The sequence below is a fragment of the Rubrivivax albus genome (assembly GCF_004016515.1).
Classification (GTDB): domain Bacteria; phylum Pseudomonadota; class Gammaproteobacteria; order Burkholderiales; family Burkholderiaceae_C; genus Rubrivivax; species Rubrivivax albus.
The window spans coordinates 57,555-73,808 of sequence record NZ_SACT01000006.1 but is presented as its reverse complement, the minus strand read 5'-3'; the positions used below and the strand labels follow the sequence as shown (position 1 = coordinate 73,808).

General features: G+C 71.0%; 13 protein-coding genes. 4 read left to right on the top strand and 9 right to left on the bottom strand.

Annotation, left to right across the window (positions count from 1 at the left end):
- Position 1: 1 nt before the first annotated feature.
- Complete coding sequence (locus tag ENE75_RS17010) at positions 2 to 1,003, bottom strand: FAD:protein FMN transferase (protein WP_128199533.1); 1,002 nt, start codon at positions 1,001 to 1,003, stop codon at positions 2 to 4.
- A 354-nt stretch (positions 1,004 to 1,357) separates the two neighbouring features.
- Between ENE75_RS17010 and ypfH the strand changes: the two genes are divergently transcribed.
- Genes ypfH through ENE75_RS16995 form a run of 3 tightly spaced genes read left to right on the top strand, consistent with a single transcriptional unit; the run spans position 1,358 to position 3,783 of the window.
- Positions 1,358 to 2,068 (top strand): esterase, encoded by a 711-nt coding sequence (gene ypfH / locus ENE75_RS17005; RefSeq protein WP_128199532.1) that lies wholly within the window; start codon positions 1,358 to 1,360, stop codon positions 2,066 to 2,068.
- Positions 2,069 to 2,099: 31 nt separating this feature from the next.
- Entirely contained in the window at positions 2,100 to 2,885 is a 786-nt protein-coding gene (gene yaaA, locus ENE75_RS17000) for a peroxide stress protein YaaA (protein ID WP_128199531.1), read from the top strand.
- 46 nt (positions 2,886 to 2,931) lie between these two features.
- Positions 2,932 to 3,783, top strand: coding sequence for a 2OG-Fe(II) oxygenase (locus tag ENE75_RS16995; protein WP_128199530.1), 852 nt, complete (start codon positions 2,932 to 2,934; stop codon positions 3,781 to 3,783).
- Positions 3,784 to 3,882: 99 nt separating this feature from the next.
- Here ENE75_RS16995 and ENE75_RS25805 read toward each other — a convergent pair whose 3' ends face one another.
- Complete coding sequence (locus ENE75_RS25805; RefSeq protein WP_128199529.1) at positions 3,883 to 4,473, bottom strand: glycoside hydrolase domain-containing protein; 591 nt, start codon at positions 4,471 to 4,473, stop codon at positions 3,883 to 3,885.
- A 116-nt stretch (positions 4,474 to 4,589) separates the two neighbouring features.
- On the opposite strand from ENE75_RS25805, the gene ENE75_RS16985 reads away from it, so the two are divergent.
- The gene (locus ENE75_RS16985) at positions 4,590 to 6,410 is read left to right on the top strand and encodes a S8 family serine peptidase (RefSeq protein ID WP_128199528.1); all 1,821 of its coding nucleotides are present in this window, start codon (positions 4,590 to 4,592) and stop codon (positions 6,408 to 6,410) included.
- Between the two features lie 166 nt (positions 6,411 to 6,576).
- Here ENE75_RS16985 and ENE75_RS16980 read toward each other — a convergent pair whose 3' ends face one another.
- From ENE75_RS16980 to ENE75_RS16950, 7 genes are all read right to left on the bottom strand, one after another.
- Complete coding sequence (locus tag ENE75_RS16980) at positions 6,577 to 8,751, bottom strand: GH92 family glycosyl hydrolase (protein WP_128199527.1); 2,175 nt, start codon at positions 8,749 to 8,751, stop codon at positions 6,577 to 6,579.
- Positions 8,736 to 9,680 (bottom strand): alpha/beta hydrolase, encoded by a 945-nt coding sequence (locus ENE75_RS16975; RefSeq protein ID WP_199232336.1) that lies wholly within the window; start codon positions 9,678 to 9,680, stop codon positions 8,736 to 8,738. Before ENE75_RS16975 ends, ENE75_RS16980 begins: the two co-directional genes overlap by 16 nt.
- Before the next feature lie 47 nt (positions 9,681 to 9,727).
- Positions 9,728 to 11,689, bottom strand: coding sequence for an alpha-amylase family glycosyl hydrolase (locus ENE75_RS16970; RefSeq protein ID WP_128199526.1), 1,962 nt, complete (start codon positions 11,687 to 11,689; stop codon positions 9,728 to 9,730).
- Positions 11,686 to 12,432, bottom strand: coding sequence for an alpha/beta hydrolase (locus ENE75_RS16965; RefSeq protein ID WP_199232335.1), 747 nt, complete (start codon positions 12,430 to 12,432; stop codon positions 11,686 to 11,688). Before ENE75_RS16965 ends, ENE75_RS16970 begins: the two co-directional genes overlap by 4 nt.
- Positions 12,433 to 12,500: 68 nt before the next feature.
- The gene (locus ENE75_RS16960; protein WP_128199524.1) at positions 12,501 to 13,625 is read right to left on the bottom strand and encodes an alcohol dehydrogenase catalytic domain-containing protein; all 1,125 of its coding nucleotides are present in this window, start codon (positions 13,623 to 13,625) and stop codon (positions 12,501 to 12,503) included.
- Positions 13,622 to 14,428, bottom strand: a complete 807-nt coding sequence (locus ENE75_RS16955; RefSeq protein ID WP_128199523.1) for a phytanoyl-CoA dioxygenase family protein — start codon at positions 14,426 to 14,428, stop codon at positions 13,622 to 13,624. Before ENE75_RS16955 ends, ENE75_RS16960 begins: the two co-directional genes overlap by 4 nt.
- Positions 14,429 to 14,458: 30 nt before the next feature.
- Complete coding sequence (locus ENE75_RS16950) at positions 14,459 to 16,156, bottom strand: alpha-amylase family glycosyl hydrolase (RefSeq protein ID WP_233259138.1); 1,698 nt, start codon at positions 16,154 to 16,156, stop codon at positions 14,459 to 14,461.
- Positions 16,157 to 16,254 lie beyond the last annotated feature (98 nt).

The following is a 16,254-nucleotide window of genomic DNA, read 5'->3' as shown; positions in this document are numbered from 1 at the left end:
ATCAGCGGGCCTGCAGTCCGGGGCTGAAGTGCAGCCGGCCCTGGGCGTCGATGACCACGGCGTCGGCACCGGGCACCTGCGCCAGTGCGGCCATGCCGCGCTCCAGGCCGAGTACGAACAGCGTCTTGCTCAGGGCCTCGGCGGTGAGGCCGTCGTCGGCGATCACGGTGACGCTGTGCACCGCCCGAGGGCTGCGCCCGGTGGCGGGGTCGATCAGGTGGTGGTGGCGCACGCCGGCACGCTCGAAGAAGCGCTCGTAGTCGCCCGAGGTGGAGACGGCGCAGTCCTCCAGCGGCAGCAGGGCGGCCACGCCGTCGGCGCGCCGGGGGTCGCGCACGGCCACGCTCCAGGGGCGGCCGCGGCGGTCGCCGATGACGCGGCTGTCGCCGCCGGCGCTGACGTAGGCGTGGCCGATGCCCAGCGCCTTCAGCCGCGCTGCGGCACCGTCCACCGCATGGCCCTTGGCGAAGCCGCCGAGGTCGATGCACATGCCGTCGCGGGCGAAGCGCACGCTGCGCGTGGCGGGGTCGAGTTCGATGCCGCGCCAGCCCACAAGAGACCGCGCGGCCGCCAGCGTGGCGTCGTCGGGCGCGATGCCGCGGCGGTAGTCGTAGAGCCGGCCCACGGCCGCATAGCTGATGTCGAAGGCGCCGCCGCTGAGTTCGGCGAAGGCCTGCGCCCGCGCCAGCAGGGCGTAGGTCTCCTCGCTCACCGGCACGGCGGAGCGGCCGGCGTCGCGGTTGATGCGGCTGAGTTCGGAGTCGGGCTTGTGCGGGCTGTAAGTGAGGTCGATGCGGTGCATCTCGGCCATCACGGCGTCGATGGCAGCCTCGGCGTCGGCGCGCCGGTCGGCCCAGAGTTCGACGTGGATGGCCGTGCCCATGACGGCGGCGTCGCGGCTGTGCCAGCCGCCAGGCGCACGCCGCGGCAGCAGGCCGGCGCGCACCGCATGTGCGGCGTCCCTGGCCGCTTGCGGCCGCCAAAGCGGCAGTTGCAACTGCATGTCCTCGTCCTCCACGGTCCATCCCGGACCCTAGGGACGCGATGCTGACGGGGACTCACTGCGAATGCAGTGAGATGTGGTCGCAAGCTGCGAGCAGTTGCTTCAGATGTAGTGCGACGAACCGACACACCGCACAGGATGGCCGGCGCGTCAAGGCGGTGATGACCGTCCGCCACGTGGCGTGGTTCACGACCGACGTCGAGTCCTAGCCCGGTGGGGTATGGGACGGGCGGTCTGTCCTCGACGGAACATCACGCCGAGTTGTAACAACGGTCGTGGTCAAGGCACGACCGCCCGCCGAGACCTCTTCCCATCAGGCGTGGGTGATGCGATGCGCGCTGCGACAATCGCCGGATGCGCCTGGCCCTGGAATGGTTGCCCGATGACGATGCGGCCCCGCCGCCGCAGTTGCTGATCCTGCTGCATGGCTACGGCGGCCGCGGTGCGTTGATGCGCCCGCTGGCCGAGGCGCTGCGTGCGCAGTTTCCAAAGGCGGCCATCCTGGCGCCGGATGCACCGCATCCGGTGGATGGCGGTGGGGCGGGCCGACAGTGGTTCTCCGCCCGGGATCTCGACGATGAACGACGCATCGCGCGGGTCGAGGACGCGCTTGGCCCGCTGCAGGACTGGGTGCAGTTCACCCAGCAGCGTCTGGGTGTGGGCCCGCAGCCGACCGCCATCGGCGGTTTTTCGCAGGGGGCCATCCTTGCGCTGGAACTGGCCAGCCGGGCCGACGGCCTGGCTGGCCGCGTGCTGGCCTTTGCCGGGCGCTATGCACGCCTGCCCGACGTGGCACCGAGACAGACCACGCTGCACTTCTTCCATGGTGCCGCCGACGAGATCATCCCGGCCGCCCACGCCCGCCAGGCCCTGCAGCACCTGGGTGTGCTGCACGGCGACGCAACGCTGGACGTGGCGGCCGACGTCGGCCACGTGCTGCACCCGTCGCTGATCGACAGCGCGCTGCACCGCCTGACCCACCACATCCCCTACCGGACCTGGCGCGCGGCGCTGGGCCACACGGACGCCGTGGACGTGACACCGCGGTTGCACGACGCCCCCTGATCATCCCCGACCGACCACCCTCCGACCGCCGATGCTGTTCCTGCTGTCCCCTGCCAAGAGCCTGGATTACGAGACCCCCACGTCGCCGGCCGTCGAGGCCCTGGCCACGCGGCCGGCCTTCGTCGACGAGGCCGCCGCGCTGATCGACGTGCTGAAGGCCAAGTCACCCGCCGACGTGGCGTCGCTGATGTCGCTGTCCGACCCGCTGGCGCAGCTGAACGTGGCCCGCTACTGCACCTGGCGGCGGACCTTCACCACGCGCAACAGCAAGCCCGCCGCGCTGGCCTTCGACGGCGACGTCTACGGCGGGCTGGACGCGAAGACGCTTGGCGTCGACGACCTGGCCTGGGCGCAGGACCACGTGGTCATCCTCTCCGGCCTCTACGGCGCGCTGCGCCCGCTGGACCGGCTGCAGCCCTACAGGCTGGAAATGGGCACGAAGCTGGCCACGCCCGGCGCCAGGGACCTCTATGGCTACTGGGGCGACCGGATCGCCGAGCACCTCAACCGCTGCCAGCGCGGCGACAAGGCGCCTGTGGTGGTCAACCTCGCGTCGCAGGAGTACTTCCGCGCCGCGGACCGCAAGGCCCTGAAGGCGCGTGTGGTGGAGTGCGTGTTCGAGGAAGGCAAGGCCGGCGGCTGGAAGGTCGTGAGCTTCTTTGCCAAGCGGGCGCGCGGGCTGATGGCCCGACACGCCATCGTGCACCGCCTGCAGCGGCCGGAAGACCTGTGCAGCTTCGATGCCGAGGGCTACGCTTACGCGTCGGCCGTGTCCACGCCCGACCGGCTGGTGTTCCGCCGCCAGAGCCCGACCTGAGCCCGTCTGAACCCGCCTGATCCCGCAGCAAGCCCGGAGCGAGACCATGAGCGCCACCGCCCACGCCCAGCACATCACCGACGACCTGCGCCAGTGGCTGCGCGCCCAATTGGCCGCCGGCTGCCGCGCCGAGGACGTGCTGGCCGCCATGCGTAGCAGCGGCTGGGCCGATGCCGCCGCGCTGCAGGCGCTGCAGCAGATCCAGCAGGAAACCGGCCAGCCGGTGCTGCTGCCACCCAGCGGCCCGGTGCCGGAGCCGGCCATCGGCGACGGCGTGACGGTGATCGACGTCGCCGGCCATCCGGTGCGCGTGCTGCTGGCCATGAAGCTGCCGCGTGTGGTGCTGTTCGGCGGCCTGCTCAGCGATGCCGAGTGCGATGCGTTGATCGAGGAGTCACGCCCGCGCCTGGCGCGGTCGGAGACCGTGGTCAACACCACCGGCGGCAGTGAAGTGAACGCCGCGCGCACCAGCGACGGCATGTTCTTCGGCCGCGGCGAGTCGCCGCTGATCCAGCGCATCGAACAGCGCATCGCCACGCTGCTGAACTGGCCCGTGGCCTGGGGCGAGGGCCTGCAGGTGCTGCACTATCGGCCGGGGGCGGAATACCGGCCACACCACGACTACTTCGACCCCAAGCACTCGGGCACGGCGGCGGTGCTCGCCCGCGGCGGCCAGCGCGTGGGCACGCTGGTGATGTACCTGAACACGCCCGAACGCGGCGGTGCCACCACCTTCCCCGACGTGGCGCTGGAAGTGGCCGCCATCAAGGGCAACGCCGTTTTCTTCAGCTACGACCGGGCGCACGCCAGCACGCGCACGCTGCACGGCGGCGGGCCGGTGGTGGCAGGCGAGAAGTGGGTGGCGACGAAGTGGCTGCGGGAGCGGGAGTTCACCTGAGCCTTGGGGCGGGAGAACGCCGCCGCACCTGCGGAGTCGTTGCCCCAGCGGGTGGCGGTACGGTTGCCAAAGTCTGGGCCTGCCGATCCGGGGACTGCTTCAGCCTGATCGCTGTTTTCGGTTCAGCTGGAACGAATGGCGGTTGTCGACCCTGAGTCGACGTTCAAGGCCCCGGCCTGACCGCCGCAAAGCAGACACTGAGATGGTGGAGCGGAATGGACAGAGTCGCGAGGGCGTCGTTAGCACGGCGGCTGGAACGGGCTCACTTGAGGCACCGTAGGGCCTCGGAATCTGTCCTTTGGCCTCATGCGAAGTCAACGGGAGGACAGGGTTCCGCCGGCGGCCAGCAGGGCGTGCTGAATCGCAGGCCCGGTGAGGACAGGGCCGTCCCATCGTGCCGCGGTCGATCACTCGCAGGACTGCCGCGTCCGCCATCTGGCGCCCCAGCACGTCATCGCCGCTGGAGGGCACGGCCGGATCGAAGCCCAGGATCGCGAACAGGATCCAGCCGCTGACCTGCGCGACGTCGTCGTTTCCCGCCAGTCCCAACGGACGCGTGCCGTGGAAGCGCCGCACGATCTGCTCGCGAAGGCGCTGGCCACCAAGTGTTGCCTTTGCCTGTGAGCGCGGTTGCCGGGAAGAGCGACGAGCCGGGCCGCCGGTTCGATGGCCGGCGGCCCGTTCGTCCACGTTCGCCGCAGGTTCATGCCATTGGCCGGCCCATTCGTCTCGCCGATGATCCGGCGCAGTCCGGCCTCACGACACTGCACGGGTTGCTCAACCCCCGCAGTCCTGGAGGACGATCCATGCTCCCGAAGTTCCACGTCATCGCCCTGGCCTCGCTGCTCACCTTGTGCGCATCGGTGGCACTGGCCGAAGCGCCGGCCCCGTCCGGCGCCACCCGCACCATCGTCACCTCGAGCGAGCAGCTTCCACGCCGCACGATCACGCTGGCGAAGCTGCCCAGCGAATACCTTTCCGGCCCACGCGAGGACCTGGCGCCTCTGGCTGCGCAGATCGAGGCCAACCTGCGCGGCGATCTCGAGCGCTTCGATATCCAAGATGCGACCACGCTGCGCGCGTACCACGGAGGCTTGCTCTCACTGGCGCAGTTCCGGGGTGAATGGTCGGCCGTGCCGGCCTTCGTCGAGCGGCTGAAGTCGCTGCAGGACAAGCCCGGCCCGCGCGCCACCACCGGGGTGCTGGCCACGCTCGTCGCCGATCAGCAGTCGGGCCGCCGCGACGCCGCCTGGGTGCGCGCCGAGGTGGAACGGCGCTACGGCGCGCTGGACTGGGCGGTCGCCGGTGACCAGATCAAGGCCACCAAGGGCCAGTTCGAACTGCTGAACCCGGCGGTCACCCTCGGTGCGTTCAAGCAGCAGGTGGACGTGATGGCCACCAACATGAACCGCGCCGTGCCCGAGAACCTGGCCGTGGCCATCATCGACGCACGGCTGATGCTCGACCACCTCGCCCCCGTGCGCGCCGAGATCGTCGCCGGCCTGCAGGCCGTGATCGACCGCCAGGCCCCGGTGGCCGCCAAGCCGGACCTGTGGACGCCCCGCACCTTCGCCATCCCGGCCACGGCGCGCGCGGCCGAGGTCGGCATCGGCATCTGGGACAGCGGCGTCGACCTCGCGCTGTTCAAGCCCACGCCGGGCCGCGGCATCGCCTTCGACCGCGAGTCGCGCCCCAGCACGGCGCTGCTGCGCCCGCTGGGCGATGCCCAGGCGCGCTGGCCGCAGCTTCAGCAGTTGCTCAAGGGCGCGATGGACCTGCGCTCGGCGCTCGACACCGAGGACGCCGGTCGGCTCAAGCAGGTGGTGGCCACGCTCCAGCCCGACCAGGTCAAGGCCTTCCAGGAGGACGTGGGCCTGGCCAGCCTCTATGCCCACGGCACGCACGTCGCCGGTATCGCGGTGGCCGGCAACCCCTTCGCGCGGGTGTTCGCCGCCACGCAGCTGTGGGAGCACCGCAGCGAGCCCGTGCGTCCGAGCGAGGAGATGTCGCGGCGCGCCGCCGACGGCTACCGCGCCACGGTGCAGGCGTTCAAGGACCAGAAGCTGCGTGTGGTGAACATGAGCTGGCGCTACGGCGTCGGCGCCTTCGAGGCCATGCTGGCTTGGCACAACGTGGGCGCCACGCCAGAGGAACGCAAGGTGCTCGCGCGGCGCCTGTTCGACATCGAGCGCACGGCGCTGCGCGAGGCCATCGCCTCTGCGCCCGAGATCCTGTTCATCGCCGGTTCGGGCAACGAGGACAACAACGCCGACTTCGACGAGTACATCCCGGCCGGCCTGCAACTGCCCAACCTGCTGACGGTGGGCGCGGTTGACCAGGCGGGCGACGAGACCAGCTTCTCCACCTTCGGCAAGACCGTGGTGCTGCACGCCAACGGATTCGAGGTCGACAGCGTGTTGCCCGGCGGTGCCCGGGTGAAGTTCAGTGGCACCAGCATGGCCAGCCCGCAGGTGGCGAACGCCGCGGCCAAGTACTTCGCCCTGAACCCGCAGCTCACGGTGGCGCAGGTGCGCGACGCGCTGCTGCAAGGTGCCGAGCGTCGTGGCCGGGTCAACCTGGTGAACCCCCGCCGCAGCGCCGAGTTGCTGGGATTGCAGGTGGAGTGATCACGTGCCGGGACCGCTGGCGGCTGGGCTTGGCACGGCGTGCGCAGCCGCGCGAGGTGCCTGGCTCCCCTGAATTTGACCGGTGGCTTAGGCGCCGGCGGCCCCGTACCGGCCGTCGACGTCGATGCTGACGTCGGCGACAGCCGCCAGCCCGCTGCGCACCTGCTCAGCGAAAGCGCAAGATTCCACCCGCAGTCAGTTCACGGTGCGAGACCCTGTTGGAAGGCCTCTCGGCGCCCGGCCCTGGAGGGCGCATGCCACGTCCGCCGATGCGCAGCACGCGATCAGGCCCCAGGTGCAGCTCGGCCGCCGTCACCATGGGGCGGCCCAGCACGTATTCGCCGCTGAATGGCTCGGCCGGGTAGAAGCCCAGCATCGCGAACACGAGCCAGGCGCTCATCTGTCCGACGTCGTCGTTGCCCGTGAGGCCCGCGGGTCCGATACCGTAGAAGCGCTGCACGATCTGCTCCCGCAGACGCTGGCCCTTCTCCGGCGCGTCGGTGTATGCGTACAGCCAGGTGATGTGGTGGCTGGGCTCGTTGCCGTGGGCGTACTGGCCGATCAGCGCCTCCTGCCCCAGGTGCTTGTCGGGGTTGGGCACCGGCAGGCTGAAGAAGTGGTCCAGCCAGGCCTCCAGTGCCTGCTTGCCGCCCAGGCGATCGCGGAAGCCCTCAATGTCGTGCAGGGCGGGTGTCGCGGTGTACTGCCAGGCGTTGGCCTCGGTGTAATCGCCGGGGTTGCGCAGCGGCGAGGTCGCCATCACCGGGTCGAATGGCGTGCGCCAGCGGCCCTGGCTGTCCTTGCCGCGCAGCGTGCGGGTGTCGTCGTCGAACAGCTGGCGCCAGCTGCGCGATCGTTCGCGGAAGCGCCCGGACAGCTCGGTGCGCCCGAGCCGCTCGGCCACCGCCGCCACGGCGGCGTCGCCGTAGCCCCATTCGGCCGTCTTGCTGGCCGACTCGCCGGTCTGGATGTCGAACGGCAGGTAGCCATAGCGCTCCAGCACCTGCCAGCTGCGCTGCGCCCACTCGGGGGCATCGGGACGCTCGCGGGTGCTGGTCTCGACCATGGCCTGCAGTGCGGCTTCAGCGTCGATGGCGCCGCCGGCATCGAAGCCCTTGGCCAACGCATCGGCGATGACCGGCAGCGCGGGATTGCCGATCATGCAGTAGGTCTCGCGGCCCCAGCTCGTCCACAGCGGCAGCCAGCCCATCTGCCGGTGGTGCGCCAACATCGTGTTCACGAAGCCGGGCACGCGCTCGGGCACGACCAGCGTGAACAGCGGGTGCGAAGCACGGAAGGTGTCCCACAGGCTCAGCGTCGAGTAGTAGACGCCGCCGGGCGCCGCCATCACCTCGCCGCGCGGGCCGCGCACGCGGCCGTCGGCGTCGGCGATGTCGCTCGGGTGCTGCAGCGTGCGGTACAGCGCCGAGTAGAAGAGGCGCTTCGTGCGCGCGTCGCCCTCGATGCGGATACGCGCGAGCAGGCGCTCCCAGTCCGCGTCGGCGGCGTCGCGCACGGTGTCGAAGCGTTGACCGGCGGCCGTCTTCAGGTTGCCCAGTGCACCGGCCTCGTCCACGGTGGACAGCGCGATGCGGGCTTCGAGCACGCGCGCCTCACCGAGGTCGAAGTCCAACAGGACGCGCGGCGCCTTCTCGCCGGCGCGGGCCGGCAGCGTATGCCGGCGCAGCACCGGGTGGTCGAACTGCACGACGAACGAGAGCTGGCGCTCCACCCAGTTGCGCCGCCACACCGTGCCCTGCAGGCCGTCGTCGCGGGGCGTCACCTCGGCGGCCAGCGCGGCCGAGCCCTCCACGTAGTGCAGGCCGTGCTGCAGGTCCACCAGCACCTGCACGCGGCCGGGACGGTCGAAGCGGTAGCGGTGCAGCGCCACCTTGGGCGTGGCGGTCAGCGCCACGTCCACGCCATGCGCGGCCAGCCTCACGGCGTAGAAGCCGGGGTGTGCGCGCTCGGCCGACTTGGCGGCGCTGAAGTCGGTGGTGTCGGCTGTCCAGTGCCAGCCGCTGCGCGGCTGCAGCAGCACGTCGCCCAGCTCGGGAATGCCGGCGCCGCTGTGGTGGGTATTCGAGAAGCCCAGGATGCGCAAGTTGCGGAACTGGTAGCCAGCGCTGTAGCTCCAGCCGCGGTCGGCGTTGTCGGGCGCCGGGAACACCATGCCGAAGGGCACGGTGGCGCCGGGCGTGACATGGCCGGTGCCGTCGGTACCGATGAAGGGGTCCACGTGGAGGGTCAGGCTCGACGGGTCCGGTCCTGCCGCGAAGGCCAGGCCGCACGACCAGAGCAGGCCAGCGGCCAGCTGGCTTGAAATCAGGGGGTGTGCCATGGCTGCAACAGGAAGGTGAGGACATCGGGCAAGCGGTCGCGCCAAGCCGGCTCTTCGTGGCCTGTGCCTGCGTAAACCCGGCTCACGAAACGCGGCGGCGCGAAGCCCTTCTCGGCCATCAGCGCGTCCACCCGTGCCTGGGCCTGGTCGTACAGCGCGTCCAGCGTCTGGTCGCCGCGGTCCATCCACAGGCGCACGGTCTCGGGCACAGGCAGCTTCTCTCTCAGGTAGCGCCGTGCGGCGGCGGGCACCACGTCGTTGCGCTCGTAGCCGCCGATCCAGTGCGTGCTCAAGCAGGCCGCGCCGCCGAACACTTGCGGGTATTCGCACACGCCATACAGGCTGATGAGGCCGCCCATGCTGGAACCCGCCAGGAAAGTGTGTTCGCGCTCGCAGCGCGTGGCGTAGCGGGCGTCGATGGCCGGCTTGAGCTCCTCGACCAGGAAGCGCAGGTAGGCGTCGCTGCGCGGCGGGCCCTGCAGCGCGCGCTCGGCCAGCGTCTGCCGCCAGGGCCCGTCGAGGTGCGCCAGCCAGGCCTGCGGAAAGTACTCGGCGAAGCGCTGCTTGCCGTTGTTCCAGGGCCCCACCACGATGAAGTCGCGCAGCTGCCCGGCCGCTAGCAGTGGCGCCGCCATGCGGTCCACCTCCCAAGCCTTCCGGTTCCAGGTGGTGGTGGGATCGAACAGCATCTGGCCGTCGTGCATGTAGAGCACCGCGTGCGGGCGGGAGCCGTCGTAGCCGGGCGGCAGCCACACGTCCACCGGCCGCGGGTCCACGTGGCGCGAGGCGGGGGTCGGCAGCCGCTCAAGCCGGCCGTGGCGCACGGTGGGCATGGCTGGGGCAGCACCGGGGCTGGGCTGCGCGCAGGCGGAAAGCCACAGCGGCGCGGTCAGCGGCAGGGCAAGGGCGTGGCGGCGGGTGAATGTCATGGCGTCGAATCGTGCGAACACATCGGGCACTTCGGTTTTGCACCCGCTCAGGGTCGAGTCTGCACCGCCAGCACGCGCACCGAACGCGGCGGCAGCGTCAGCGCCTCGGCCAGCTCGAGCCGCTCGCCGGTGTGGATGTCGGTGGCGCTGGCACCCGGCGGCAGCACCGGCGCGAAACGCGCGGTCGGCAGCCGGCGCGACTCGTTGGCCTTGTTGAAGGCCACCAGCACTGTGGGGCTGCCCGCCAGGTGGCGCGCGAACACGTAGGTGCCGTCCTCGGGCGTGAAGTGCGTGAGCTCCCCGCGGTGCAAGGCCGGCTGGCTCTGCCGCCACAGCATCAGGCGGCGCAGCCACGCCTGCAGCGCGGCCTGCTCGGGGCTCAGGCCGCGGCCCCTCACCGCATCGGCGGTGTCGTCGGGCCAGCCGCCGGGGAAGTCCACCCGGAAACGGTCGAAGGCGTCGTGCGTCTTCGGGCTGTCCAGCATGACCTCGACGCCGTAGTACAGCTGCGGTATGCGCCGCGTGGTCAGCACGAAGGCCAGCGCCATGCGCTGCAGCGCCGGGTCGCCGGCCAGCGCCGCCGCGAGCCGTGGCACATCGTGATTGCCGTCGAACAGCACCAGGCTCGCCGGATCGGCATACAGGCGGTCATTGACCATGAAGTCGTACAGCCGCACCCAGCCGGTGCCGAACGACTCGCCCTCGACCAGCGCGCGGCGCAGCGTGTCGTGCAGCGGGAAGTCCATCAGGCTGGGCAAGGTGGGCCGCACGTCGTCGGCCGGCAGGCGCCGCGGCGCACCTGCCCCCGGCGTACCGAACAGCGGGTTGCCAGCCTGCCAGGCGCTCACGACCAGCGGGTTCAGGCTCCACTCCTCGCCCACGATGCCCAGGCGTGGGTACTCCTGCCGCAGGCGTGCCGCCCACTGCGACAGGAAGGCGGGGTCGGAATAGCCCCAGGTGTCCACGCGCAGGCCCATGAGGCCGATTTCCTCGATCCACCAGAGCGTGTTCTGCACCAGGTACTGCGCCAGCAGCGCATGGGTGGTGTTCAGGTCGGGCATCGTGGGCGCGAACCAGCCGCGGTTGAAGCGCTCGCGGTCGGCCGGCGCGGCGTAGGGGTCCCGCACGGTGGTGCGCGCGTGGTTGGTCAAGGGCGCGCCCGGTGGCGCGGAGTTGAGCCAGTCGGCGGCGGGCGGCTGCGCGTACCAGCGGTGGCCGCTACCGATGTGGTTGGGCACCGCGTCGTGCACGATACCGATGCCGCGGCGGCGCGCCTCCTGCGCGAGGCGGCGGTAGTCGTCCACCGTGCCCAGGCGCGGGTCGACGCGGTACAGGTCGGTTGCGGCGTAGCCATGGTACGAGTAGGCTGGCTGGCGGTTCTCGAGCACCGGGGTCATCCAGATCGCGGTGAAGCCCATGCCGGCGATGTAGTCCAGCCGGTCGATCACGCCCTGAAGGTCGCCACCGTGGCGGCCGCCCGGCGCGCTGCGGTCGACGGGGTCGCCCAGGCCCGGCACGATGTCGTTGGCCGGGTTGCCGTTGGCGAATCGGTCGGGCATCAGGTTGAGCAGCACGTCGCGCCCGTCGAAGCCGCGCCTCTGGGCCGAGCCGGGCTCGCGGTTCTTCAGGACGTAGGCCACGGTGTGGCGCTGGCCGTCGCGCTCGAATACGATGAGGCGCTCGCCGGCCCATGCGCCGTCGGCCACGCGCAGGTGCAGGAAGAGGTGATGCGGACTGTCGGTGCGCTGCACGCGCTCCAGCACCAGACCGGCACCGCGCACGGTGACCCGGGCGCGGGCAATATCGGGCCCGTAGGCCAGCAGCTGCAGCCGTGGTTCCGCCATGCCCACCCACCAGTGCGGCGGCTCCAAGGCGTCCACGGGCGGCGCGGCCGCTCGAACGGCGGTGCCCAGCAGCAGGGTCAGCAACGCCAGCACTGCCGCACGGGCGAAGTGGTGCCATGTGATGTTCGGCGTGCCGTCACGCGGGCTTGGCAGCTTGAGGTTCATCGTGCGATCTCCCGCGCCAGGAAGCGCAGCGTGTCTTCGAGATGCCGGCTCCAGAACGCCCAGTCATGGCCCCCGGGGATTTCGGCGTACTGATGCGCAATGCCGGCTGCTTGCAACCCCCCGTGCAGCGCACGGTTCGCATCGAGCAGGCGGTCTTCGGTACCGCACAGCAGGCGCAGGGCCGGCAGCGGCGCGCCAGCCTGCTGCAATGCATCCAGCACCCGCCGGTCGAACGCCTCGCCCGCCCACCCGTCGCGGCGCTCTTCGATCAGGGCGTCGAGCTGTTCGACTTCGGTGACCGACGACAGTCCGGACGCAGCCACGAAGCGCCCCGGGTGGCGGCCGACCAGTCGCAGCGCCGCGAAGCCGCCCATGCTCAGGCCGGCGATGGCCAGCGGGGAGTGCCGGTCGCAAACGCCCAGCGCCGCAGACGCGGCAGCAGGCACCTCGTCGACGATCCAGCGCTCGAAGTCCTGCGCCGCGTGACGAACGTAGCCCGAGCCGTCGCCCCACAGGCCGTCGCTGGGCATGGCCAGCACCAACGGTGGGATGTCACCGGCATCGATGAGGCGCTGCGCCGTGCGGTGGGCGCCGCCCTTGAACGCCCAGGCCCAGTGCGAGCCGTAGACGCCGTGCAGCAGGATGACGATCGGCACGCCGCCGAGGCCACCGGCCTGGCGGGGCACGAACAGCGTGAGGTCCGCGCGCTGTCCGAGGGCCGCGCTCTTGACGGTGACGAACACCAGCCCCTCGGGTGCGAGTGTGGGGTCCGAGACCTCGATCGTGCGGAACGGATGTGCCGTGTCCTGGCTCATGCCACATCCCCGAACTCGATCACGCCCTTAATGTTGCGCCCCGAGAGCAGGTCGTCCATGGCTTGCGGCAATGCGTCCAGGCCGTAGCGGCGCGTGACCATGCGTTGAAGGTCGAGCCGGCCGTCCAGCGCCCAGCGCGCAAGCTGCGGGAAGTCACGGTCCGGCTGGCAGCCGCCATACAACGGCACGAGGTAGCGCTTGTCCCACCAGAAGTCGACCGGGTCGACGCTGGCTGCCCCGCGCGTACCCGACACCTGCAGCGCGGTGCCGCCGTGGCGCACGAAGCGCAGCGGGGCAAAGGCCAGCCGGTCGACGCCGGTGGCCTCGAAGGCGTGGTCCACGCCGCGCCCGCCGGTGAGCAGTCGCACCGCGGCCGCAGCCTGTCGCAGTTCGACGTCGTCTTCGTGCACGCCCACGGTGTCGGTGGCGCCGAAGGCCCGCGCCCGTTCCAGGCCTTCGGCACGGCGGTCCACTGCCACGATGCGACCGACCCCGGCGATGCGCGCACCCTGGATCACCGACAGCCCGACGCCGCCGCAGCCGATCACGGCCACGCTGTCGCCAGGCTGCACCTTGGCGCTGTGGATCACCGAGCCGACGCCGGTCATCACGCCGCAGCCCAGGATGCAGGCGTGGTGCAACGGCAGCGCCGCGGGAATCCGCGTGAGGGCCTCCGCACGAACCACCGTCAGTTCGCTGAGGGTACCCAGGCGGAACGCGCGGCCGATCGGGCGACCGAGCCAGCGGGTGCCACCTTCGGCGGCGTCGGATCGGCCCAGGCTGGGATCGACGCCGTGCGTGCGATCGCACAGGTGGCCTTCGCCCGCAGCGCAACGCACGCAACGGCCACATGGGATGGCCCAGTTCAGCAGCACGCGCTGGCCTAGGGCCAGGTGCTCGACCCCCTCGCCCAGCGCCTCGATCACGCCCGCGCCTTCGTGGCCCATCACCAGAGGCCCCGGCCAGCCCAGCGACTGGTGGTCGGTGTGGCACAACCCCGCGGCGGCGAGGCGCACCCGCACCTCGCCTGGCCCGGGCGGGTCGACCTCGATCGTGTCGACGACGAAGCGACCATCGCCCAGCGCGATGGCGCCCCGGGCTGCGAGCGTGGCCAGGCTCATCCCCTGTGCCACACCACCGGGTTCTTGCGTGTGGCGATGACCTCGCCTTCGCGCGCGCCAGGGCACCACTGGTCGCGGTCGTTGGCCTGCACGACGTTGAGCGCCGACACCAGCCGCATCGCGGCGTCCATGTAGATCACGGTCATCACCGAGCGCGGGCGGTCGCTGCGGTTGGCGCCGGCCTTGTGGAAGGTCCAGCCGAGGTGGAAGCTGACCTCGCCGAGATCGAAGGGGCCCGCCTCGAAGACGAAGCCGTGCCGTGCCATGTTCTCGCTGATCTTCGCCTCGCTCTCGTCGGAGATGCCCAAGTCGCGCCCGAAGGCCACGCCCTGGCTGCCGACGTAGAAGCCCAGTGGCCCCATGTCGGCCGGCACCGGCTGCAGCGGGATCCAGGCGGTGATGGTGCGATCACTCGCCAGCGGCCAGTAGTACTGGTCGGCATGGGCCGGTGTGATGCCGCCGCCGGGCTCCTTGTAGAGCGACTGGTCGTGGTACAGCCGCACGCCCTCCACCTCCAGCAGATCGGCGGCCAGCCGGCCAAGCCTCTGGCCCATCACGAAGCGCGCCACCAGCGGGCTCTGCTCCCACAGATTCATCACCTGCAGGAAGGCTCGGTTGTAGGTGCTGCGCTCCTCCAGTGGACGCTGCTCGGTGTTGAGCTCGATCGTGAGGCGCGTGATCTCGTTGCCGAAGTGGACCAGCGTCTCGGGCGACAGCACGTGCTTGAGCTTGATGAAGCCGTCGCGCCGGAACTGCGCGATCTGCGCGGAGGCGAGCGAATAGGGGGTGTCGAGGTCGGTCATGGGTTGCGGGCTTGTTCAGGCGGGTCGGGCTCAGGCTTCGGCGCGGTAGAAGGCCGCCGCGCCGGCGGGCAGCAGGCGGTCGGCCGAAAGGCTGGCTTCGCTGGCCCAAAGGGTGTGTGTGGCATCGAACACCGTGGCAGGCAGCCCTGGCGGCGCGGGGACGGCATCAGCCCCCAGGTTGAACAGGGCGATCACGCCGTCAAGGCCATGACCGCGGCGCAGCACCAGCACCGGGCCCTGTGCGCGCAGCACTTCGCAGGCGCCGTGGCGCAGAGCCGGCTGCTGCTGTCGCAGGCGGATCAGGGCGCGGGTCCGGTTCAGCATCGAGTCCGGATCGGGCTCCTGCCGGTCCACCGCCCGCGAGACATGCGCCGGATCGACCGGCAGCCAGGGCTCGGCCGCGCCGAATCCGGCGTGCGGTGCGTCGAGCACCCACGGCATGGGCGTTCGGCAACCGTCGCGGCCGGGGCTGGCCGGCCAGTTGGCGATGCCGTAGGGGTCCTGCAGGCGCTCGAAGGGCACCTCGCTCTGCGGCAGGCCGAGTTCCTCGCCCTGGTACACGAAGACCGTGCCGCGCAGGGCCATCAGCAGGGCCATCCAGGTCAGCGGGCCCGGGCCCGCGTCAACGCCGGCGGAGGTTGCGCCGTCCACACCGCCGCCGAAACCGAAGCTGGCCGCCGCGCCGTCGCGCCAGCGCGTGGCGACGCGCGGTGCGTCGTGGTTGGAGAAGGCCCAGGACGGCCAGCCTTCGCCGTCGGCCCAAGGTGCGAGCTGCCGAGCCACGGCAGCGGCATCGGGTCGAACCCCGAGGAAGGCGAAAGAGTAGGCGGTGTGCAACGCGGAGTGGCCCCGCGTGTAGGCCCGCATCGTGGCCAGCGCGTCGGCACCGCCGATCTCGCCCACCGTCATGCGCCCTGGGTAGGTGTTCATCACCTTGCGCAGGCGCTGCAGGAAGGCCAGCGACGCCGGCTGGTCCATGGTGTGTACGTGGTCTTGCATCAGCACGGGGCTGTCGCCACGATGGCCCGGGCGCGCCGGTGGGTTGTCGCGCAGGAGTGGGTCGTGGGCGTAGAGGTTGGCCGTGTCCAGCCGGAAGCCGTCCACGCCTCGGTCGAGCCAGAAGCGCGCGACGTCCAGCACCGCCTCCTGCACCGCCGGGCAGTGGAAGTTCAGATCCGGCATCTGCGGCAGGAAGTGGTGCAGGTGGTACTGACGGCGGCGAGGCTCCCAGCGCCAGGCGGGCCCGCCCATCCAGCTGAGCCAGTTGTTGGGCGGCGTGCCGTCCTCGCGGGCGTCGGCCCACACGTACCAGTCGGCCTTGGCGTTGTCACGGCTGGCGCGGCTTTCCTGGAACCAGGGGTGCTCGGCCGCCGTGTGGCTCCAGACCTGGTCGATCAACACCTTCATGCCCAGCCGGTGGGCCTCGGCGATCAGCGCATCGAAGTCGGCCAAGGTGCCGAAGCGCGCGTCCACGCCACGGTGGTCGGACACGTCGTAGCCGAAGTCGCGCATGGGGCTCGTGAAGAACGGCGAGATCCATATCCCGTCGACCCCCAGCGAGGCCACGTACGGCAGCCGCCGTGTGATGCCCGCGAGGTCTCCAATGCCGTCGCCGTTGGCGTCCGCGAAGCTGCGTGGGTAGATCTGATAGAGAGTGGCGCCGCGCCACCAGTCGGTGTTCATCGTGCGGACGATCTCCAGGGCCTTCTCCATCCGCGGCGAAGGCATCGTTGAAGCCGGGCAGTCTGCCGGCGCCGGTCGGAGGTCGCAGCCGTCTGCCGGGCGCATACTGACGGTTTTTCAACCGCCACGACTCGGGAAGACCC

Coding starts and splice junctions, on each gene's coding strand:
- ENE75_RS16955 (WP_128199523.1), bottom strand. CDS start 14,428: ATGACCGACCTCGACACCCCCTATTCGCTCGCCTCCGCGCAGATCGCG.
- ENE75_RS16960 (WP_128199524.1), bottom strand. CDS start 13,625: ATGAGCCTGGCCACGCTCGCAGCCCGGGGCGCCATCGCGCTGGGCGAT.
- ENE75_RS16995 (WP_128199530.1), top strand. CDS start 2,932: ATGAGCGCCACCGCCCACGCCCAGCACATCACCGACGACCTGCGCCAG.
- ENE75_RS16970 (WP_128199526.1), bottom strand. CDS start 11,689: ATGAACCTCAAGCTGCCAAGCCCGCGTGACGGCACGCCGAACATCACA.
- yaaA (WP_128199531.1), top strand. CDS start 2,100: ATGCTGTTCCTGCTGTCCCCTGCCAAGAGCCTGGATTACGAGACCCCC.
- ypfH (WP_128199532.1), top strand. CDS start 1,358: ATGCGCCTGGCCCTGGAATGGTTGCCCGATGACGATGCGGCCCCGCCG.
- ENE75_RS17010 (WP_128199533.1), bottom strand. CDS start 1,003: ATGCAGTTGCAACTGCCGCTTTGGCGGCCGCAAGCGGCCAGGGACGCC.
- ENE75_RS16975 (WP_199232336.1), bottom strand. CDS start 9,680: ATGACATTCACCCGCCGCCACGCCCTTGCCCTGCCGCTGACCGCGCCG.
- ENE75_RS16985 (WP_128199528.1), top strand. CDS start 4,590: ATGCTCCCGAAGTTCCACGTCATCGCCCTGGCCTCGCTGCTCACCTTG.
- ENE75_RS16950 (WP_233259138.1), bottom strand. CDS start 16,156: ATGCCTTCGCCGCGGATGGAGAAGGCCCTGGAGATCGTCCGCACGATG.
- ENE75_RS16980 (WP_128199527.1), bottom strand. CDS start 8,751: ATGGCACACCCCCTGATTTCAAGCCAGCTGGCCGCTGGCCTGCTCTGG.